Genomic DNA, 20,917 nt, shown 5'->3' with positions numbered 1-20,917 from the left:
TACAGCATACAGGGGAGTCCACGGTTGCGTGTGGATTGGATCACCGGGCTTCGGTTTCTCCCTGTAATGATACGTCCCATGCCTGGGGTTTTTCGATCAAGGGCTTTCCTTGAAAGTTTGTTCTGCAATGCAGAAGTCTCTAAAAAATAGAGTGGAATAATGACTTCTATTTTAAGATCTTTTTTGTTTCTGTCAAGACCGATGCATCTTCTAGCTTTTCCCCGCCCTGAAACGACCGGGTTTTCGGGGTGGGCGGATGCTGAGAAAAAGGACCATCTAAATGTACCCATTGCAATGGCTCAGAGTTGACCCTTTGAAAGGTTCTCTGAATAAAACAGCCGATGATCTGGCAACCCTTTTTACCTGCATGGGAGTTTGGCGACAGATACATCTCGAAAATTAAGCTTCATCGTTGCGCATCCTTGAGATTACTACTATCCTCAAAACCATGTGTGGCCGATTTGTACTAGAAGCATCTCCTGATCAGTTAATGGACGCCTACCGGCTGACCTCTCCACCAGTATTGAATCATCGGTACAATATTGCCCCAAGTCAGCAGGTCGTTGCTGTTCGACAGAACAAAGCTGAAACTCGAGAACTGGTGCAACTACGATGGGGATTGATTCCTTCATGGGCGAAAGACACCTCTATCGGCCACAAGATGATCAATGCTCGCAGTGAAACCGCACATGAAAAGCCATCCTTCAAACAAGCATTGCGCACCAGGCGCTGCCTTATCCCGGCAAGTGGGTTCTACGAATGGGAAAAGGTAGGGAAAGAAAAAATACCCCATTACATAAGACTTCGTGGCGGCGATCTCATGGCGATGGCGGGTCTGTGGGAGAGCTGGAAATCACCAACAGGTGAGCTCATTGAAACATGCACGGTACTGACGACGACTGCCAACGCTCTGGTGAAAAAGATTCATGACCGAATGCCCGTGCTCCTGCACAACGACGAGTTCAATCGCTGGCTGAGTCGTGACAATAACGATATTGCTAATCTCGCTGAACTGTTCCTGCCTTATCCATCCGATCTGCTTGAGGAGTATGTCGTTGCCAATACGGTGAATCATGTCAGCACAGATTCTCCTGCCTGTATCCTGCCTGTTTAGCAGATAATCTATTGGCTATCGTCCAGTCCAAGCGCTTCCATCTATTTTCCTGAAAATAATGCCCCATGTCGCACCGTAGTGACTTAAGATGACAATAGGTGTTGTTAGCTGTTTGTAAAGCATTAGGACTGGAGACTAGGAGAGGCAATGTCAGTTGTAAATGTCGGTGAAAGTGGGGAGTTTGAGCAACTTGACATCCCGTTATTCTCAGACGCTGTGGCGGCAGGTTTTCCTAGCCCAGCTACCGATTATTGTGAACAGAAACTTGATCTCAATGACCTCTGCATCAAGAATCCTTCGGCTACCTACTTCGTTAGGGCGACGGGTGACTCGATGATAGAAGCTGGAATCTTTCCTGGAGATGTTCTGGTTGTTGATCGATCCATTAGCGCGTCTCATGGCGACATTGTGATCGTCTCAGTGAATGGTGAGTTGACGGTTAAAATGCTGGAAACGAAACCCAAGATGAGACTGGTCCCGATGAACTGTTTACTTGCGCCCATCGACCTACCTGAAGATGCTGATCTTGAAGTCTTTGGGGTTGCAACCACGGTCGTCCATAGCCTGCGCCACTCATGAACCGTACATTTGCCATCGTCGACTGCAATAATTTCTACGCCAGTTGTGAGCGTCTATTTCGGCCCGATTTGAAAAACGTCCCGATTGTTGTCCTCTCTAACAATGATGGTTGCATTGTCGCCCGCAGCCAAGAGGCTAAGGACCTGGGGATCAAGATGGGCGTGCCCCTGTTCAAAGTGATCGACCAGATCAAGCGACATGGTATTCAGGTCTTTTCATCTAACTACACTCTCTATGGTGATGTCTCCGCCCGGGTGATGCGGACGCTGGAGCAGTTCAGTCCACACGTCGAAGTTTACTCCATCGATGAAGCCTTTCTTGATCTCTCGGGAATGTCAGCACTCAGCGAGTACGGGCAGAAGATCCGCTCAACGGTGGTCCAACACGTTGGCGTTCCGGTCTGTGTTGGTATTGCACCCACCAAGACCTTGGCTAAACTTGCCAATTATGGCGCCAAGAAATTCAAGGCGACTCAGGGAGTGGTAGACCTCAGAGAGACCCAACGGCAAAAAAAGCTGCTCGGGATCACCCACGTTTCAGAGGTGTGGGGTGTCGGACGCAAGCATACCCTCAGCCTGCAGCAGCAAGGCATCACCACAGCCCTGCAGTTGGCTCAGATGGACACGCGGCGCGTTCGGCAACGCTATTCCGTGGTTCTTGAGCGCACGGTCTGTGAACTGAACGGGAAAAGTTGTATTGACCTGGAGGAGACTTCGGCAGCCAAGCAGCAGATCATGTGCTCGCGGTCGTTCGGGGAGAAGCTGACGAGCTACGCTGACTTGAGGGAGTGTATCTGTGAGTTCGCGGCCAGGGCCACGGAGAAGCTCCGCAACGAGGGCCAACTTGCGCTCATGGTTCATGTGTTTATCCGCACCAGCGCCTTTGACAAATCAGGTCCCAGCTACGACAACGCAGCAACCGGCAAGTTAACCTGTCCAAGCTCTGACACCCGCAACATTCTAGGATTGGTAACGCGTCTATTCGATATGATCTGGAAGGATGGCTACCGCTACGCCAAGGGCGGTGTCATGCTCGGAGACTTCTGCTCACCGGTTCATGTGCAGCTCAACCTGTTTGACAGCCAAGCCACTCGGCAACAGAATGACACATTGATGCAAGCCGTAGATGCCATCAACCACAGTGGTAAGGGGAAGGTCTGGTTCGGCGGTCAACGTCCAACAAAAGATTGGTTTATGAAGCAGGCTAATATCTCGCCTGCTTATACTACTCGCTGGGATAATATTCCGGCAGTAAAATAAGTCACGGAAAAGATGCTTTAAAAAAGCCCGATCACGGAGGGGGTGTGTGACCGGGCTTAAATAGGCGAGCATTTGCCCCCCTTGGGATGAATACTCTTATATTGTGTAGGTTTCGTCAAGGATTACCGCTTGTACAGAGAGTAGGAATCCTAACGACGAGATTTCTTATTTATCAGGCAGGACATTCAAGAATATTGAATTTAGTCAAAATGAATGATTCATGTGACAGTGAGATAACTTGTAAGAATTCAATAAGAAACATAGGCTATCTTGAAGTGCCCGTAAATTCGGGGTAGAACCCTTTTGTATTTTATTTCGATAGACAAAGGAGACGCTTCAAGATGAGCAAGCCTACATGGTGGGATGAATACGAGGTGAAGGCGAGGTATATACCAACATTTTTATCGGTTACACCCCTTGTTCATTTCTTAGTTTTATTCTTAGGGAATACATTTTGGAACGAGTTGATTGCGAATGTTGGCTGGATGGTTGTTGTGGCTGATCTAAGCCTCTCTTTGATTGTCATGATCGCCCTTGTTCAGGTGCAGTGCAGTTTTGGAAAACATTGGATCGAAGAAAATGTTTTTGGAAAGGGCGGTGAAAGATTCCCTACTACGGAAATGCTTCTTTACAGCGGAGGCTTGATTTCATCAAACAGAAAAGAGCTTTTAAGATCAATAATTTCAAATTTATTTAGCTGTACATTTTCTTCGATTACCGAAGAAATAGAGAACCCCGAAAATGCACGACAACAGGCTCGCGAAGCTGTTGGGCATATACGATCTTATGTTGGGCGAGGAATTATGACTTTCCAATATAATATTCGCTATGGATTTATTAGAAATCTTATCGGTGGTGTGTTGTGGGGGGCAATTGGATCAATCGGATGCTCAATAATTTATGGATCTGAAAATGCTTTTAAAGCAATGAGTTTGTTTATTGTTTTTGCAATGATTTTTATTGCTTTATATTTATCTAGAAAAATTATTCTCGATAAATTTGCTTTCTACTATGCAGACAGTCTTTTCAACGATTTTCTCGTTAAGAAAGAGGAGGGTGGCAATGGCTAATTCAACTATCACATTTTTCCCTGTCGGATCTGAAAACGGTGGAATGGTTTTACTGAAATTAAATGACGCCCAAGAAACAGTGGTTTTGATTGATTGCTCTATTGTAAAGGATGCTATTGCAGATCACTGCGATATCAACCTAGAACTTAGAGATAGGCTGCCAAAAGACAAAAATGGCAGGCCTTACGTAGATGCCTTTATTTTGACTCATAGGCATGAAGATCATCTCAAGGGCTTTGAGGAGCATTTCCATGTAGGTCCACTAGAAAACTACAATGACAAAGACGATGAGCTCAAAATTGTCATTAGAGAGCTTTGGAGTAGTCATAATTTCTGGAAACCCTCATCAAGCACTTACGCCCTGTGTAATGATGCAAAGGTATTCAATAAGGAAATGAAGAGAAGGGTAACGCTCTTCGAAGAAAGTGGCGAGATTCAGATCGAAGGAAACAGGGCAATAATAGTTGGAGAAGACCCTGACGGAAAAACAAACGGTCTGGAGGAAATCAATTACAAGGTTGGAGACACTTTCAATAAAATAAATAACTTTGACATAGCCTCTAAGCTAGAAGGGCTGATTTTAAGCCCGATTGAGAAGCAGCAAGGCGAGGAAGAAGAGTGCTTCACAGACAAAAACCGCCAAAGTATAGTTATGCAAATATCAGTCACGCAAGGAACATATACCAACAAACTTCTTATGGCTGCCGACGCAGAGTGCCTTGTCTGGGAATCACTTTGGAGAAAGCACAAGGATAGCCCCGAAATATTTGAGTATGACATCCTCACTGCCCCTCACCACTGCTCCTGGCACTCCATTTCGTATGACAGCCAAACAGACGATGATGATCCTAAGGTTTGCGGAGACGCGCTAAGCGCTTTGAGCCAGAAGAAGGAAGGTGCATTTATTATCTCTCAAAGCAAAATCATTAAAGATGCAGACCAAGACCCACCAAGTGAATCCGCGAAAGACGAGTATGTGACTATTGTTGGGAAGGAACAGTTCATCTGTACAAATGAGAATCCTAGCGAAAAAAAACCGGAACCACTTGAGTTCAACCTAACTGGGGCTGGTCCTCAAAAAAAAGGGATAAAAGAAAAATCTAAGCTTGCAGTTGCGGCCCTAGCATCAGCAAAAGAAGCTTATCCTCATGGATAGATTTTGGTTTGAAAAAGCAATTCAATACATACAAGAACATAATGCGTTTGAAGAAGTTTCTGAAATAGCCCCTTCAGGCGGATCCAAAATTGCTATTGTTTCATCGGTCGTTTCCATCGGCTTGCCAAGTCGTTTCATTAGGGCCGGCATCACGGATATCGGGGTTAAATGCAAGGAGGAGGTTTTATTTCTATTTTCTGACTTATTTCCCTTAAAAGCCCCCAAAATAAAGTTGAGAGACAATTTCCCTAGGTGCTTTCCGCACATCAACCCTTCGGAGACGGGTGTCTATCCTTGCGTCTTTGAGGGTGATCCCTCAGAGCTACTGCAGCAATCTGAGTGGATGAATGGCCTTTTGAATCAATTGGTCGACTGGCTTGAAAAGGCCGCTTCAAATGAGTTGCTAGACTACAGCCAAGGCTGGGAGCCAATGCGGAATGACCATTGTTCTGGGTTTATGCTCTACGATCTCAACGAAGTCCTTGATGCCTATCTCGAGAAAGAAACTTCGTATCTGAGCAGGGCTATATATTACGAGGAAAGAAAAAATCTGATCGTCACGGGTGGTCTCTGCAATATTCAAAAAAGATTGTCAGCACATACCGTATTCATAAAGACACCTCGTGTAATTGATTGTTATCTCCCAAATAAGATAACGAACCTTGCCCAATTTTACGAATATGCACGCTCAGTTGGTATTGATGATATCCAGGAGTTTATTGAAAGAATTGACCTAGAAAATTTAAATGAAAACAAGTTGTTCATCGTTTTATCCATACGAAGACCAGTTAAAATTATAAATTCAAAGCATGATATTGAATTCTTAAATTTTGTAGTCCATAAATCCAAAGCGAGGAAAAGGAAAAAACGGGTTCTGCCAGATACCCCGGTTGGAATGCTTTCTCATTTGAATGCTAGATCCCAGGAATTATTGAAACAGCTTTCAGGCACCAAAACCAAAACCAAAGAATCTAAAAATATTGCCCTAGTTGGCTGTGGTAGTCTTGGCTCGAAAATAGGTATGCACTTAACGCGCAACGGGAATGGACCGTTTTTATGTGTCGATAATGATATCTTCTTGCCCCACAATAGCGCTCGCCATGCCTTAACCCTCACATGGGCTCAAAACAAGGCGGATCTATTGTCGCTCTCGATGTTCAGTGCGAGTAGTGTGGAGGTGCAAGCAAACTCTGGAACTGCCATTGGCATAGACTATAGTAATTCAAGATTGATAATTGATACGACTGCATCCTTATCCGTCAGATCGTTTTTTATGAGTAGGACCGATATTGCCCCTGTAATCTCCGGCGGATTATATGGGCAGGGTCTCTATGGGATTCTGTTATCGGAAAACAAAACAAAAGAGTGTCTTCTGGTTGACCTCTGGGCCCACCTGTACCGACGAACATTGGAGGATGAATCTCTGAGGGGTGTCCTATTTGCTTCACAGATTGATAATGTGCGTATCGGTGAAGGGTGTAGCTCTCAGACGATGATTGTTGACGATTCACGAATCTCACTTATGGCAGCAACAATGAGTTTGAAAATCCAAAAAAGCCTAGAGGATGGGCTTCCGGGTAGCGGAGAAATCCTAATCTCCAAATACAACGAAAATTTTTCTCTTGAAACCAGTTTGTTTTCTGCCCCCGAAAGTAAAATTATTAGGTCTGTTAAAAATCTAGAATGGGATATACGTCTGTCCGAAGAAGTCCGCACACAAATGAAAAGGCTTATGGGTGAAAAAAGCCCAGTTGAAACCGGTGGAGTTCTGCTAGGAACAGTATTTCTTTTTTCAAAAACGATTGTGATAACTGGGCTTTTAGATGCACCACCTGACAGTATTGAAAAACGAGATCTTTTCGTTCTTGGCACGGAAGGATTGGAGAGGAACATTAAACAAATTGAGAGAAGGACAAATGGGAAGGTAACTTACCTTGGCACATGGCATAGTCACCCACGCGGCGGAGGTGCATCTAACACTGACAATGGTACCTATAAAAAACTTTTATTTGTAAGAAATTACGAGCCCACCATATGTCTCATCATTTCGCCAGATGATGTAATCGCTTTGTAAGCCAAAAATGATGGATAGGGCATATACTTTAACAATTTGGTCGCCGCCAACTTGTCCCCTAGGCTGTCCCCTTTTTTCTTGGCAACATGCAGACACTCTTGAGATAAAAGAAAGTCCGTGCCAACCCTGGCAGTGGAATGTGCTCGAATGAGTAGCCCCATGTGTCAGCATAGTTGTCGCCTCAAATAAAAATAGAGAGGAGACGCCCCACCATGCCGATGAGATATTCCCCCGCTTTTCGTTCTTTGATGATTCAGAAAATGACCGATCCAGATGGTCCAAGCCCTGTCTCTTTGGCTGAGGAGATTGGCGTGTCACGCAGCTCACTCTACCGATGGGTGAGTGAAGCTGATACGATTGATATTTCTACCCCTGCCGAGCCACCGTCATTTGCGGAATCAATGAAGAGGCTGTCCAATATGAAACGACCACAAGACTGGAGTGCCGAAGAGAAACTGTCTGCCGTTCTGGAAGCGGCCTCACTTTCCGAGGAAGAATTTGGTGCCTTTTTGCGCAGCCGAGGCTTACATGATGCTCTGCTTCAGCAGTGGCGTGATCAGATGCTCGTTGGACTTGAACCAAAGCCTGCTAAACGAGTCGAGACCAAACGTATTCAGGAGTTGGAGAAGGAACTTCGACGCAAAGACAAGGCTTTGGCCGAAACCGCAGCGCTACTGGTTCTCAAAAAAAAAGCCCGGGAAATATGGGGGGACGAGGACGACGACACCGTCCGTTAGAGCGGCAGCAGGTCCTCGAATTGATCGATGAAGCTATTCTTGGTGGCGCTAGGTTGAAGCCTGCCGCTCAGGCGTTGGGACTGACGGACCGCACTATTCAGCGGTGGTCCCATCAAGAGGGTGGTGACGATCGTCGTCATGGCCCATTGACTGTACCGGCCAACAAACTAACACCAGTAGAGCGGCAGGAAGTGATGTCAATTGCCAATTCACCACAGTATCGGGAACTGTCACCCAAGCAGATCGTTCCCCGTCTGGCCGATGAAGGCCGGTACGTTGGGTCGGAATCTACCTTCTACCGCCTCTTGCGCGAGGCGAATCAATTGGCTCACCGGGAACGTTGTCGACCGGCAACGCACCGCCGCCCCCGTGAGAAAGTGGCCACCGGGCCATGCCAGGTGTGGTCTTGGGATATTACCTACTTAAGGTCGACGATCGCCGGTCAGTTCTTTTATCTGTACCTGATTCTGGATGTCTGGAGTCGCAAGATCATCGCAGCCACAGTCTTTTCAAAGGAGTGTGGACAGAACAGTGCACTGCTCTGTGTCGAGGCCTTCCACCGCCACGGTGTCGATCCAAAAGGGCTTGTTCTGCACTCCGACAATGGTAGCCCGATGAAGGGTTCCACCATGCTGGTTACCTTACAACGCCTGGGCGTCGTACCGTCTTTCAGCCGTCCTGGAGTTAGCAATGACAACCCGTTTTCTGAGTCGCTGTTCCGCACCTTGAAGTATCGGCCAGAATATCCATCACGACCATTTGCCTCCGAGTACGAGGCCCAACGGTGGGTTGACGCATTCGTTCATTGGTACAACACCGAGCACCAGCACAGCGAGATCCGCTTCGTGACGCCGGATGATCGGCACTATGGGCGAGAGGCCCTGAAGTTGAACAAGCGAAAAGAGGTTTATGAGCAAGCACGACAGAAAAACCCCTGTCGATGGACGCGGCAAACACGCAATTGGGAACCGATCAAAACCGTTCGACTCAACCCTGAACGGAAAAGGTCCTCCGAAGAGGACCTTTGTAGCGAAGCGGCATAATGAGACTGAGGCGACAACTATCTTGACACCCGCCGGTAGATGGCGGGAATTCTCACATGTAACCATCAGTAACACAGGAAGAGCGCACGATTAACATATATGGGCTCTTCTCTTATTGCGCTATTTATTGAACACTCTGTATCGGGATGCAGCACTTTTGGAATTGTTGTAGGTGGATTTCGATTACCCCCAAATGGTGGGCTCAAGCCATGACCTTCCTCAATTTTGACGTCTCCGTTAAATTACTGTAGATTGCAATTAATTTTTATTTTTGGCATGCCAATTGGGGGACTTACATGATGACCACAAGCCACCTGCGAAGCTGCTGGTGGTTTTTTTGTTTGGGATTTCGATTAGTGTCATCTTGCTAGGTGAGATTTAATCTGGTACGCAGGGAAGATTACGCATGTCGTCTTAGTTTTATATGAATAATTAAACAGGTTGGAGGGAATTATGCCGGGCGCTTTTGCACACATGACGATGGTTTTAACCGCGAAGAATTTGAAGAAGTTGGAGGACCTGTCAAGTACCGCACACCGCGCCATTAGCGGGCTGACGAAATACGCCGAACTCGGTAGCGTCAGTCCTGACTATCCCTACTTGAGTTTACTCGATGGGGCTACCGATGAGTGGGCCGATTTGATGCACTATGAATGTACTGGCGACATGATTCGGGAAGGTGCTCGAATTCTGCGGGATTATCCAGATGGCGTGGTGAAGAGACAATGTCTGGCTTGGCTGATGGGATATGCCGCCCACGTGGTAACCGATGTCAGCATTCATCCCGTGGTTAAGTTGAAAGTGGGTGATTACCAAGGGCACGAAAAAGAGCATCGCGTGTGTGAGATGCATCAGGATGCGTTCATCTATCAAACCTTGAACGTCGGTGATATTACCGATACGGAACACCTGAAGGGCGGCATCTGCGCCTGCGGGACGGATGACGCTCTCGACCTGGACATTAAAGCGCTTTGGCTGGGAATGCTCAAGGCAGTTCATCCCGAAGTTTTTTCGCGCAATCCTCCCGACATCGACAAGTGGCACCGCAATTTCAAGCGTGTTGTCGATGGTGTAGCTGACGAAGGCGGCTGGTTACCAGGTTTCGTAATGCGTTTTATTGCCGGTCAAGGATTTCTTTATTTCGCAGCTGAAGTTGTCGATGACCAGTTCATCAAGAATCTTGATGTCCCCGGCGGGGGCAAAATGGACTACGAGCAAATATTCCAAAAGGCAGCGGAGAATGTTGCGGATGTCTGGCTTGAAATATCTCGCTTTGTTGAACACGGAGTTGAAATCGCCAAGGTGCAAAACTGGAATCTCGACACCGGAGCCAATCTGACTACCGGTGATATCACTTTCTGGGGGTGAAAATGAAATATTATCTGCGAGTTACTTCGATATTTGTCGCCATCCTTCTTTTCTTTTCGGGGTGTGCCTATAGCGGCGGCGTTGCCAGCAAGGAATTTGGACCGGCCATGCTCAGATTGAGCTCTGCGGTGCAAGGGGTTGCCGAACGTCCGGAGGACTATGGTTTCACTCCTGGCGGAACCGGGGAGGAATGTATCCACCTGGCAGTGGAAGACGATCCAGGTCTGCTGACCCCCTTTGAGGGTTATATTTTGAAAGCAAAATGTGAAAGCTTGCAAGCGGTAGTGTTGCTCTGCGATTCACAAGGAAGAAATGTCCTGATGGAAGATGCAGGTTGTACAGCGCAGCTCGACTCTCGTGCCGAAGGGATTTTGAGGGCCTGTAGCTTTTCTTTAGAAACTACGCAAGTCTGTAAGTAACAGATTCATTTGTAAATGTGATCACCATCAATATGACACAAAGAAGGCTCACTCGAAAAATCGGGTGGGCCTTTTTCTCATATGTTATCTCACAGGGGGGTCTTGCTTCACCTTAGGATTAAAAGCACATATCGATTTATCAACAATCAGGTGTTTTATTTTTTGAAAATGGACTTCGAGGACTCTGACCCCCGTTCGTAAAAGTTGTATCGTTCTCCATAAGGGGGAGCGGTGGCGCAAAACGAACACAAATGTTCATTTATGGTTGCGTTGACGATTACAGTAAAAGCCCCCTGTTACGGGGGCTTCATGGTTTACTTTGCCTTGATTTTCTTCCTATCTTCAACCATTTCCAATTCAGGTTTTACCTTCAGCGGATTCTCAAACCCCCTGGGAGGTCGGTAGTCCATCCCCATCGACGCGCAGATCTCGGCGTTAAGTGTGTTCATCTCCTGCCGCAGAGTTTCGTTGCGCTCCAGAAATTGCACAGCCTGTTCAACCGGGACTCCGTTGCGGCGGCCTAGTTGCTGTCGCAACCGGTTGATGATGAAGTCGTTGCTGGTCAGCAGGCGGATAAAATCGTTGGTTTCCGCTGCACGTTTGGGGACAACCTCGACATCATCCCGTTTCGCCATTTCAACCCGTCGTTCCATGCGCTCCTGCCGGATATTCGGCCTTCTTTGCTCTTTTGCCATACCTGCCTCCTTTTTAGATACTTGATTGAGTTGCACGTTCCGCAAGTCCCGAACCGAATCTGTCTCTTAGTTGAGCGCGGACGCTGTTTGAAAAGTCTTTACGGCGCTTGACGAAAGTTTCCAGGGCATTGATTTCGTTCAGCGTTGTTGCATAGTCGGCCCGGACCTTGTTGAGCAAGTCGGATGTTTGTCCCATCATGGCCAAGATTCTGTTTGATGCAGCCCCGACGTTTTCGATTCTGCACGTTGCGGCCCCGTTTGCTCCGGTCGGGTTGTCTTGGGTCGCCATAACGGTCTGGGCGGTGTAGAGCAGCTTGCTGGTTTTGGCGAACAGATCGGCCAGCATACGGTAGGAATAGGCTTTGCCAGCGGCACTGCCCAGATATTCAACCTCTGCATCGACTGTCTGGGAGGCTCTGGCACTTTTCAGGATCAGAGACACCGGCAACGGCATGGTTTGAAGGAAAGCTCTATCGTTGGCGGTGAGGGACTGCCGAGTGGCGTATTTGGTGTTGATCTCGTAAATCCGGTTCTGCACATAGATTTGCAGATTGCTGTTGGCGTCTGTGATCGGCGTACAGGCTCCGCCGACAGCCCGGCCCTCGGCATCGCCGTTGATGAAGTCGTCCAGTCCGGTGTTCTTTTCGCAGGGATCGTCTCCGGCCACCTTGTAGGCACCGAATCCGGTGGCGGCGTTCGGAGCCTCGATATACACGTCCCCGACATAGCCCCGGATCAAGGCCAGATAGTCGCTGTTGGTTAGTCCGATCTTTGTCGCGACGTTCTCCAGAACACTGCCGCCGGCAAAAACATCCTTGAATTCAGCCGAACAGCCCGACAGGGACCCGGCTGCGGCAGCAGCATCAGGTTTGTCGTTGTCGGCTTTACGTTGTTTCTGGAATTCGGTCCACAGATCACCGACACCGGTTGATTGCCACCAGTCTGTCTGGATCGCTCCCAACTCCTTCTTCTGGGCGGGATTGGAAACGAACGGGTTGGCAATCGTAGCAACCATCGCCTTGGATGCCTTGCACTCGTCAAGCTGGATGCTGTTCAGTTTCGACGATAAGCTTTCCATGGAGCGGATTGTATCTGATACCTGTGGAGCCAGAACCTTCAGGGCGATATCGAAGGCCGCTGCCGGAGCGGCATTCATGATACGTTCAAGCTTTTCCACCAGGTAGTCGGTGTTCAGAAAGGTCATGCCGCCCATGAAGGCATCGATTCCACCACAGCCGGTCTTCACCTTCGGCAGACTCAGGCTCCAAAGGTAATCATTGCGAGTGTTCCACCGGGCGTTAAAACTTCCGGCCGTGTAGTAGTTCCTGACCTGTCCCTCGTACCTGCTGGGTGCTGACTCTGTTTTCTGTGCCACCCAGTCATCGACCCATCCGGCCTGTACCTGTTCCAGTCCACCGAAAAACAGGGCAACAAAGCAGGCCAGGAGAAAAATCCTAGACCAGATAAAGATGCGGTTTTTCATTCCGAGCCTCCCGTTCCAGTGCTCTGGTGTTGACAACCAAGATGCTGGTCTTAACGATAAGATCGGCCTTAGAGATACCGGCCATGCCTGCAATCGTCGCAGAGGTGCCGGGATACCACTGGATACCTTCCTGAGTGATCCGGGCCTCAGCGTAGCGATTGCCACCAGCAACCTCTCCGTAAATCGCCTGATTATTGTAATGTTCGATAACGAGCGGTTTGTCTTTGGACAGCCCGGGAAATTTATTCTGGATTTGCAGCCAGATCCCCCTGATGGCGTTTGTTACGCTGGGGCCGGGGTTGTTGCTTAACTCACTGGCCAGAAAAACGGTTCTTTTGGTCCCGGGGATGACTCGCAAGTGGCACACTCCAATAGCTCCAGGCATAAACCCCTCATAGACCAGGAACCCTGACTCGGTTTCATTGTCGGTTCTGGACATCGTATCCGCCTCCTTTCTGAAAATCGTAGAGGTTGAAGTTGTCCGGGGTTGTTTCACCACGCAACAGGCGGATAGCCCGGAACAGGTGGGATTCGATCTCCGTGACTGATGAAACGCCGGTCGTGACCGGAAAAAACTCCTGGGACCCTTTGCTGATCAAAATCAGGGTCGGAACCGTTTCAACCCCCAGCCTCTTTGCCAGCTCCGAATCTGTATCTATGTTGATCGGTTTCACCTTCCAGCCGAGCCGGGACGCAACGTGCGGTATGATCTGGTCCTGCGCCTGGCAAAACTCACAGGTGTCGGAGCGAAGATAGAGCAAAGCGAAATCTTTACGTGCCAGGGCCAGTTCTTGCCGACGTTCTTCAACCTGTGCCCTGGTCAGGGCGTTACGGCCTGGTGCTGTTAGGGGGTTGTCCTTCGCGGTCGTCAGCTCAGGGTATTTCTGCCAGACCATCTCAGAGACATTTGTGAACGCCCGGGCCTTGCGCCGGATCACATCTTGAACCAGGTAGTGACGCTTGACGTTTTCTTCGCTCGGCACCCGGATCGCTTCTTTCGTGACCTGCTCTGCGTATTCCTTCAGCTTGTCAGAGTCCATCACCATCATCTGCTGCGAGGTGTAGTCGGGGATCGTTGGAGACTGTTCCTCCTCTGTTTGCTCCTCCTGTTTCGGTGGTGTCTCATACCACCAGTAACCACGCTCAGGAGGATTCTGATAGGCGGTAGCGTTTGTCGTGCGTAGGCAGATCAAGACTCCGATCAGAAAGAGGGACTTGAGTCGGATCATGCTTCATCCTTTTGTATCTGGTTCGGTAGCTTCACCTTCTGCACCAGCCGCCTAATGTTCGGTAGTTTCGGGACCTCAAGCTGAGACGGCAGGCAGTTGAACGCTTCGGGCCGGAAGGGGATAAGGGGGGCTTTGAACGCCTTGCCATTGGCTGCAATCACCAGACATTGTGCGGTGTGATACCCCTCTCCGAGTTGACTGGTCTCAATCGCTTTCAGTTCGTGGTTCATCCTTTTGACAACCGCTCCGATGATTTTCCGTTTTGTTTCTTCATCAGCGTCTCCGACCAGTAATTCCGGACTCTCTTTGCTGACATTCCTGATCTCCTGCCAGAGTGCGTCCGGCTGACAGAGGACAACTCCCTCCGGGGTCGAGATGATCGACCAGCGACCCTTTTCGACCCTGTTGATCCGCTTCCTGAGCGCGTCAAGGATGAGGGCGAGGTCCAAGGTTTCGGAAAGTCCTGCATCTGAATTGGACTCTGAGCCGTGCGTCTCTTTGGTCTTTTTTTTCCGTGCAGTCGCCAGTCGTTCCTGTTTGTCGTCCGTTTCGGACACGGCAGGTTGTTTGTTTCGCGCAGGCTGCTGCGCTTGCTTCTTTTGTCTCTGCGGGCGAGGATTCTCTGTTCCCATCTTGGGTGTTACTTTTCCTGTTTCCTCTTTATTGGGGGAGGGGGGTAGGTCTTCCTCAGCTTCCCCCGTCATTTCCAGCGGGAGATCTTTATCTACCGGAGACATTCGGCTAATCTCTTCCAACCTGGTTTTTTTGTCGGCTTTTTTCAGGGCAACACCCAGCGGGGTTTCCGGGGCAAGCTGATGGTGCTGCCGGATTGCCTGGGAAACATCGTCCGTGTTCGACATGGATTCATAACCCGGAATCCGGTTCAGAACGATGAGAGACAGCACGGGATGGTCGCCGGTCCGATAGAGAGCGTCCTGGTAGGCAGGAATCTTCCCGAGATCATGGCCCAGCCCGGCGAGCAGGGCATCGGGGATCATCACCGCCTGTTTCATACTCTCTACAAGGTGGCTTGCGACCGTCAGACTGTGCTGCCAAAGAGGAATCTGGGCCAGCTGCTCAAAAACGTCCTTGTCGTATTTGTTCTCGGCTTCATTTTTGTTGCGCTGGACGACGGAGGGGCAATCTCCCTTGTGATCGAGGATAGAGAGGATATTCTCGATGATCCGCTTCTTTTCCTCCTTCACGGTCGGAAGGTTGACCCAGCGGGAATGAAACTGCTGGATCTCTTCTCTGGTGTACTCCGGTGGCGGAGGCGGTTCATTGCGGACTTCGGGAGTGATTCGCCAGATCCGGGCGATATCCCGGAAATCAAACACATCTCCTTTTCCCGTCCAGAGTCCGGCGATTTCTTCGAGCAGCCGGCGTTCCTTCTTTGCCCCCTGGGACCGCTGCGGAAGCAGTTGCCATCCGGCATAGACAACCAGAACAAGACAGACTCCTCCTCCAGTCAGCAGGATCAGGTCAGACGGCATGACGCTCTCCCTGTTCGCGGTCGGCCTTGACGATAGCCGGAGCATCGGGAAACTGGATGGTCAGTTTAGAGTCCTTGACGATGGAAGTCCGGCCTCGATGTCGTCCAGCGTAGGTCATCATGTAAAAATCCTGTGGTTGCAGGCTCAGGATGTCCTGAACCCGCAATACGTCCTCCTCGACTTCACGGGTGGTGATCTGGGCAGGGTTGTAGATGGTGGAGAGAACTTTTTTGGTTCCGAAGTGCTGCACGACGTAATCAGATGTTTCGGCATCAGTGCAGCGCATGAAGATTTTGGTATTGGTGTTGTCCAGAATGGACTTTGCCTCGTTCTCACCCAAGGCAGAATAGAGTTGGTTGACCGACTGGGCGAATGCCTGAACCATGACTCCGGCCGACCCTGACTTGGCGAACAGATCTTCAACGCCCTTGTAGAAAAGGGACTGCGCCTCATCGATGTAGATAGACAGTCCACGGTCGATCTTCTGCCGCCCGGAGAGGTAGACCCGGCCAACGAAAGACTGGATCATGGAGAGAACGACCCGGCCCAGCGTTTCCCCGGCTTCACGGGTTATCATCGACCCGGTATGGACGACCAGGATGACGCCCTTGCCCTGTTCCATGCGTTCGATGAACTGATTGGACTCTGCTTTGCCGATGATCTGGCCGATATTGCCGCTGGAGAGTTCGTTCAGGGAGGTGCGGAGGGTCGAACTGACCTTTTCGTAATAACCCTGCGGCGATTCAAGAATGTCCTGAATCATTCCGGCGACAGACTGCGCTTCGGGGTCCGAGATCCGGTCGAGGGCCTGCTGCATCTCTTCCATGGCGGAGCGGCGGATGGCCTGACGTACAGAGTCGATATTCTGGAGGGGAGGGCGACCTTCAGCGCGGGCCAGCAGGATGTTCCCGGCGATGACAGCCGAAGCCACTTCCTTAGCGACGTTGCGGTAAAAAGGTTCCTTGCCGTCCTTGATTCCGGCCACCAGGTGTCCGACCAGCTCATCCGGCATGAAGTAGTAGGCCAGCGGATCGATGACTGCTGAGTATTCTGGATAAATCGGTGTGACCAGTTGCATCTCCTCTTCTCTTCCGCATTGCCGGGCGACATCGAAGATCTTGGTGAAAATTTGCTGGTCTCCCTTCGGATCGAGAAAGACAATGTTCTTCCCGGACCGGATGTCCTGTTCGATCATCAGTTCGGCCAGGCGGGTTTTGCCGACGCCTGTTGTGCCGAAGACGAAGGTATGGCGTTTGCGATGGCTGTCGGACAGTTTGATAGGGATAATCTTTGCGGGATTGTCCAGACAGACCCCGGTACCGATCAGGGTGCTTGGTTCAGGCGTTTTTTTTCGATTCCAGAACACGAACGATAATCCTTTCCTTCAGTTCCTCTCCAACAGCATTGATGGCGTCCCTGGGAAGAAATTTGACGGTTTCTATTTCACAGAAAGCTCCGGCGATTCGTTTCAGACAGCGGATACCTTGTAAGCTGGTTGTCTGTCGCAGCAACAGCTCGGGCAGGGCTTTTGATGTTCTGCTCAGTCGAATCTGAACCTTATAGCGTCCTCGTTTTTGTACGGACAGGACACTGGTGACGAGGAACGCCCTGATTTCTCCGAGATAGAAGCAACCTCGTTCCTTTGGCGGTAGATAACGGGCAGGGCAGACACCGGTCAGGGTGAGCTGTCGAAAGTGATCGTCCACTTCCAGGGCAACAGTGACTTCGCCATTTGTGGAGACCTTGCGGATTTCTCCCTTTATGACCTGCCCTCGCAAAGAATGAAGATGGTTGCATTCGTGGAGAGCCAGGCGTTTCTCAAGCTCCAGTGCAATTTGACGCCGGATCTGTCGCTGGCCCTGTTTGGAAATTCCGGTGGGATCGATTTGAATTGGTTCTGCGTCTGCGAGTCTTTGGTTTATGGCGATGACTTCGAGGTTTTCATCGAGCCTCACCAAAACGTTCATCCTGAGCATGGCAGAAAGGGTGCGCGAAATGGCCGTTTCAATAGCATCGGCAGCCTGGTCTTCGGGAAGGTTGTACCTCTTAAGGAGGTCGCGGGGGATCACGGTCGACCCTCTGTCTTGAGAATATGTGCGATCCTAGCGGCGTAGGCGTCTCGTCTGGTCGGCGTCCGACTGTGGTAGCAGCCGACCGCTTGCCAGGTGGAACCGTAGTCCCTGATGCACTGGTTCAGAATCCATGCTCCTGCCATGACGTTTGTGCATGGATCGAACAGGTAGTCCCAGGTCGGCCCAAGCTGAGCCGTCCAGATTGAATTGATCTGCATCAGTCCGATATCGACTGTGCCGTTGCTGTTGTAGTTCGTTGCGGACGGGTTGAGGTTGCTTTCAGTTTTGGCTATGGCTTGTAGCAGGTCAGGCGATACCCCATAACGCTGTCCTGCCTCCTGAAAGCAGAAGGCGTTGGTGTATGCGGGGAGCAACGTAAAATAGAGAACAAGAAACAGTTTTGCCATAAGACATAGCCTCAAAAAGGGGTCGTCCTATAAATGAGGGAAGGGGGTAGGTGTCAGGTTAATTCGCCTGTCACCCATGGAAACTCTGTAGCGCGGTGCGGGAGACTGCCTCCTTGATGGCAAGGGCTGCTGCAGGTACAGCGAGGTCATATTTGGTGAGTAGCTCGGGAGGGATTATTGCCTCCCTCTGGCCGGTTCCAAGAAGGACATTTGCAAAACGTAGGCATCCCTTAGTTCAGGTGTCAGGCTGTGATAACAGCCTATGGCTCTCTAGGCGTAGCCGTAGGCCTGGCGCAATACCCACTTGCCATGACATGGGTGCAGGGACCATCCAAATAATTCCGAATCTTGCCGAGTTGGTCTGCCCAGGCTGAGTTGATTTGCATCAGTCCGATATCGACTGTGCCGTTATAGTTCTGATACACAGCAGGATGATTCAAGCTGCTGTCAGCCTCCGTGATCGCCCAGGGCAACCAAGGTGAGACCTCGTACCCCTGGCCGGCCTCTTGGAAGCAAAATGAAGAGTTTTATCAGATGGATTTTCCCACAGTGGAAATCTCCCGTTGATACCACCTTATAAATCGAGAGGCGGGCCAGTCACCTGAATGTTAGCGGTGGTTTTGTGAGGATCTGACTACGGATCAGAAGGCCGGGAGTTCGAATCTCTCGTGGCGCGCCAAACTAAATCAAGGATTTACGGCCACTTGGCTGTAAATCCTCTTTAGTTTAACCAACTGGAATTGTCTCTCTGTGGTCTTTGAGTGTCTCTGGAATGTCCCGTGTGAGTGACGGTTCCCCATGTGTCCCGCCGCTCAGTCCTCCTAGCCCCGTCCTTTCATATGTCCACCTTGATGGTAAAAGTGGCGCACTTTGCCCGGCCTGTTACAAAATAAACTCCCGCTCAAAGCCATGCCGTATTCTGTCATTATCGTAAAATACGCTGATGGAGTGCCATGAATACAAAGACAGTGATGTGACGACCGATATAATTTTAGTTTGCCGCACAAAACTATGCTAATCTCACACCGTACTAATGACGTTTATCGAGGAGTTATAGCCCCTTACGGCGCGACCCTAACTGCGAGCGCTACATTGAAAAAACTAGTGTGGGAACATTTCCCCAAGAACCACCAAGGTTACGAACGCCTGAACAAACTGGCTTCGATGAGCAAAGGCAGTGTCACATAGTTTATGTACTTTACAACCGAATTATTCTTCTATCTGCAGGACAGATGCGAACTGCATCCGTTCGAGAATTAAGGTGTATGGACAATCTGACCCCCGAGCAGCGCAGCGTACAGATGGCGAAGGTTCGATCAAAAGACACGAAGCCTGAGATGCTGGTGAGGCGACTCGTGCACAGTATGGGATACCGGTACCGATTACATCGAGCTGACTTGCCAGGCAAGCCCGACCTCGTATTCATGCGGAGGAGGAAGGTAATCTTCGTCCATGGTTGTTTCTGGCATGGGCATGAATGCTCTCTTGGCCGAATTCCGAAGTCGAAAATCGAGTTCTGGACGACAAAAATTGCAACCAACCGGCAGAGGGATGGGCGGCAGATCGAGGAACTAAGTTCGGAAGGATGGTGCTCTCTAGTGATCTGGGAGTGCCAATTAAAGGACATGCTGAGGGTTGAAAAAAGCATCAAATCATTTCTGGGGTGACTATGAGTTCATTTGAAACTGCAAATGTTTATGATAATTCTTCGCACACATACGAGTTGCGTCAGTCAACATGTAAAGATGAGGTCCAGAGCAAGCATAGAGTACTATCTTTCTTTGCAGGCTGCGGCGGTCTTGACTTGGGGTTTATCGGAGGCGTGCGTTTCAAAGACGAGGTGCTGCCGGAGCAACCGTTCCATATTGTATCTGCTTACGACTTTGAGCCTCGGGCTGTCGATACGTACAGGATGAATATAGGCCATCATGCCGAAGTAAAAGATTTGTCGGAAGCTGAACCGGAACACCTCCCTGAAGCGGATGTCCTGATAGGCGGATTCCCATGCCAGGATTTTTCGATAAGTGGGCCTCGGGTTGGTCTTGATTCTGAACGCGGCAACCTTTACATGGCAATGGTCAACTATATGCGTTATCACAGGCCAAAAGTTGTGGTGGCAGAAAACGTACCGCATTTAGCTAAAATTGATGGTGGATCAGTTATGAAGACCATATTATTCGACCTGGAATCAGCTGGATACCGCTTCGAGATGTGGCCCCTCTTCGCGCCGGATTATGGAGTTCCACAAAACAGAAGCCGTTTGTTCCTTATTGGGGTAAGAGACGACATAGTGGGACATCCTGTCATGCCGGTGCCAACGCACAAGGAGAAACACAGAAGTATCGACTGGGCAATCGAGGACCTGGAACGTATTGATGATGAAACAGTGCCAAACCAGAGCCAGTACTTCAAAGCCGCCGTGGCAAAAGATAGAGGCCGCAGACGCAGTCAGGGCGACGAGACATGTATGCCCGGGGTGCCATCATACACGATCAGGGCTAATTCACGCTCTCGTATCCAGTTTCACTACAAATTGCCGAGAAGACTAACCGTCCGTGAGTGCGCCAGACTGCAAACATTTCCCGATGGTTTCGTCTTCCCGTTCTCGACAACGGCGAACATGAAACAAATAGGAAACGCAGTCCCGCCGTTGCTCGCAAATCATGTCGCAAAGTCGATAGCTGACTTTATGGAAAACTTACTTTAGGGGGGTGAGACA

The 20,917-nt window shown here is 49.8% G+C and carries 20 protein-coding genes and 1 tRNA gene; 12 read left to right on the top strand and 9 right to left on the bottom strand.

The features are described 5' to 3' along the window. The first annotated feature begins 412 nt into the window (after window positions 1–412). The 9 genes from D888_RS0118660 to D888_RS23440 all read left to right on the top strand — a co-directional run bounded on the left by D888_RS0118660 (window position 413) and on the right by D888_RS23440 (window position 10,819). Window positions 413–1,114, top strand: a complete 702-nt coding sequence (locus D888_RS0118660; RefSeq protein WP_245555028.1) for an SOS response-associated peptidase — start codon at window positions 413–415, stop codon at window positions 1,112–1,114. A gap of 147 nt (window positions 1,115–1,261) precedes the next feature. Next, window positions 1,262–1,693 carry a translesion error-prone DNA polymerase V autoproteolytic subunit gene (umuD, locus tag D888_RS0118655; RefSeq protein ID WP_020678090.1) on the top strand — a complete coding sequence of 144 codons (432 nt, stop codon included), beginning with the start codon at window positions 1,262–1,264 and terminating at the stop codon, window positions 1,691–1,693. Next, a complete protein-coding gene (gene umuC / locus D888_RS0118650; protein WP_020678089.1) occupies window positions 1,690–2,952 on the top strand; it encodes a translesion error-prone DNA polymerase V subunit UmuC in 1,263 nt (420 codons plus the stop codon). Before umuD ends, umuC begins: the two co-directional genes overlap by 4 nt. 341 nt (window positions 2,953–3,293) lie before the next feature. Further along, window positions 3,294–4,022 (top strand): hypothetical protein, encoded by a 729-nt coding sequence (locus D888_RS0118645; protein WP_020678088.1) that lies wholly within the window; start codon window positions 3,294–3,296, stop codon window positions 4,020–4,022. Continuing rightward, complete coding sequence (locus D888_RS0118640) at window positions 4,015–5,178, top strand: anti-phage 6A-MBL system MBL-fold protein (RefSeq protein WP_020678087.1); 1,164 nt, start codon at window positions 4,015–4,017, stop codon at window positions 5,176–5,178. Before D888_RS0118645 ends, D888_RS0118640 begins: the two co-directional genes overlap by 8 nt. Beyond that, entirely contained in the window at window positions 5,171–7,252 is a 2,082-nt protein-coding gene (locus D888_RS0118635) for an anti-phage 6A-MBL system cap2_3 protein (protein WP_020678086.1), read from the top strand. Before D888_RS0118640 ends, D888_RS0118635 begins: the two co-directional genes overlap by 8 nt. Window positions 7,253–7,470: 218 nt before the next feature. Then, a protein-coding gene (locus tag D888_RS22440; RefSeq protein WP_156827136.1) for an IS3 family transposase occupies window positions 7,471–9,032 on the top strand; the annotation gives its coding sequence in 2 pieces (ribosomal slippage) (window positions 7,471–7,945 and window positions 7,945–9,032; 1,563 coding nt in all). A 453-nt stretch (window positions 9,033–9,485) separates the two neighbouring features. Next, a complete protein-coding gene (locus tag D888_RS0118620) occupies window positions 9,486–10,400 on the top strand; it encodes a zinc dependent phospholipase C family protein (protein ID WP_020678085.1) in 915 nt (304 codons plus the stop codon). A gap of 2 nt (window positions 10,401–10,402) precedes the next feature. Then, complete coding sequence (locus tag D888_RS23440; protein WP_020678084.1) at window positions 10,403–10,819, top strand: hypothetical protein; 417 nt, start codon at window positions 10,403–10,405, stop codon at window positions 10,817–10,819. Window positions 10,820–11,133: 314 nt separating this feature from the next. Here D888_RS23440 and D888_RS22430 read toward each other — a convergent pair whose 3' ends face one another. From D888_RS22430 to D888_RS25015, 9 genes are all read right to left on the bottom strand, one after another. After that, on the bottom strand, window positions 11,134–11,514 hold the full coding sequence (locus D888_RS22430; protein WP_020678083.1) for a hypothetical protein: 381 nt from the start codon (window positions 11,512–11,514) through the stop codon (window positions 11,134–11,136). 13 nt (window positions 11,515–11,527) lie between these two features. Then, window positions 11,528–12,997, bottom strand: coding sequence for a conjugal transfer protein TraH (locus D888_RS22425; protein ID WP_020678082.1), 1,470 nt, complete (start codon window positions 12,995–12,997; stop codon window positions 11,528–11,530). Then, window positions 12,969–13,436 (bottom strand): hypothetical protein, encoded by a 468-nt coding sequence (locus tag D888_RS0118600; protein ID WP_020678081.1) that lies wholly within the window; start codon window positions 13,434–13,436, stop codon window positions 12,969–12,971. Before D888_RS0118600 ends, D888_RS22425 begins: the two co-directional genes overlap by 29 nt. After that, a complete protein-coding gene (locus tag D888_RS22420; protein WP_020678080.1) occupies window positions 13,417–14,226 on the bottom strand; it encodes a conjugal transfer protein TraF in 810 nt (269 codons plus the stop codon). Before D888_RS22420 ends, D888_RS0118600 begins: the two co-directional genes overlap by 20 nt. After that, entirely contained in the window at window positions 14,223–15,719 is a 1,497-nt protein-coding gene (locus D888_RS0118590; RefSeq protein ID WP_020678079.1) for an HD domain-containing protein, read from the bottom strand. The genes D888_RS22420 and D888_RS0118590 overlap by 4 nt, the downstream gene beginning before the upstream one ends. Further along, on the bottom strand, window positions 15,709–17,085 hold the full coding sequence (locus D888_RS0118585; protein WP_020678078.1) for a type IV secretory system conjugative DNA transfer family protein: 1,377 nt from the start codon (window positions 17,083–17,085) through the stop codon (window positions 15,709–15,711). The genes D888_RS0118590 and D888_RS0118585 overlap by 11 nt, the downstream gene beginning before the upstream one ends. Then, the gene (locus D888_RS0118580; RefSeq protein ID WP_020678077.1) at window positions 17,057–17,788 is read right to left on the bottom strand and encodes a hypothetical protein; all 732 of its coding nucleotides are present in this window, start codon (window positions 17,786–17,788) and stop codon (window positions 17,057–17,059) included. The genes D888_RS0118585 and D888_RS0118580 overlap by 29 nt, the downstream gene beginning before the upstream one ends. After that, complete coding sequence (locus tag D888_RS22415) at window positions 17,785–18,198, bottom strand: lytic transglycosylase domain-containing protein (protein ID WP_020678076.1); 414 nt, start codon at window positions 18,196–18,198, stop codon at window positions 17,785–17,787. The genes D888_RS0118580 and D888_RS22415 overlap by 4 nt, the downstream gene beginning before the upstream one ends. A 260-nt stretch (window positions 18,199–18,458) precedes the next feature. Continuing rightward, complete coding sequence (locus tag D888_RS25015) at window positions 18,459–18,671, bottom strand: lysozyme family protein (RefSeq protein WP_083928913.1); 213 nt, start codon at window positions 18,669–18,671, stop codon at window positions 18,459–18,461. 117 nt (window positions 18,672–18,788) lie between these two features. Here D888_RS25015 and D888_RS0118570 point away from each other — a divergent pair. The 3 genes from D888_RS0118570 to D888_RS0118560 all read left to right on the top strand — a co-directional run bounded on the left by D888_RS0118570 (window position 18,789) and on the right by D888_RS0118560 (window position 20,905). Continuing rightward, window positions 18,789–18,877: transfer RNA gene (locus D888_RS0118570), tRNA-Arg, on the top strand. 553 nt (window positions 18,878–19,430) lie between these two features. Beyond that, complete coding sequence (locus D888_RS24935) at window positions 19,431–19,865, top strand: very short patch repair endonuclease (RefSeq protein ID WP_342666809.1); 435 nt, start codon at window positions 19,431–19,433, stop codon at window positions 19,863–19,865. Window positions 19,866–19,867: 2 nt separating this feature from the next. Beyond that, entirely contained in the window at window positions 19,868–20,905 is a 1,038-nt protein-coding gene (locus D888_RS0118560; protein ID WP_020678074.1) for a DNA cytosine methyltransferase, read from the top strand. Window positions 20,906–20,917: the final 12 nt, after the last annotated feature.

This window comes from Geopsychrobacter electrodiphilus DSM 16401, assembly GCF_000384395.1.
Taxonomy (GTDB): Bacteria; Desulfobacterota; Desulfuromonadia; order Desulfuromonadales; family Geopsychrobacteraceae; genus Geopsychrobacter; species Geopsychrobacter electrodiphilus.
This window is presented reverse-complemented; position numbering and strand designations above follow the sequence as displayed.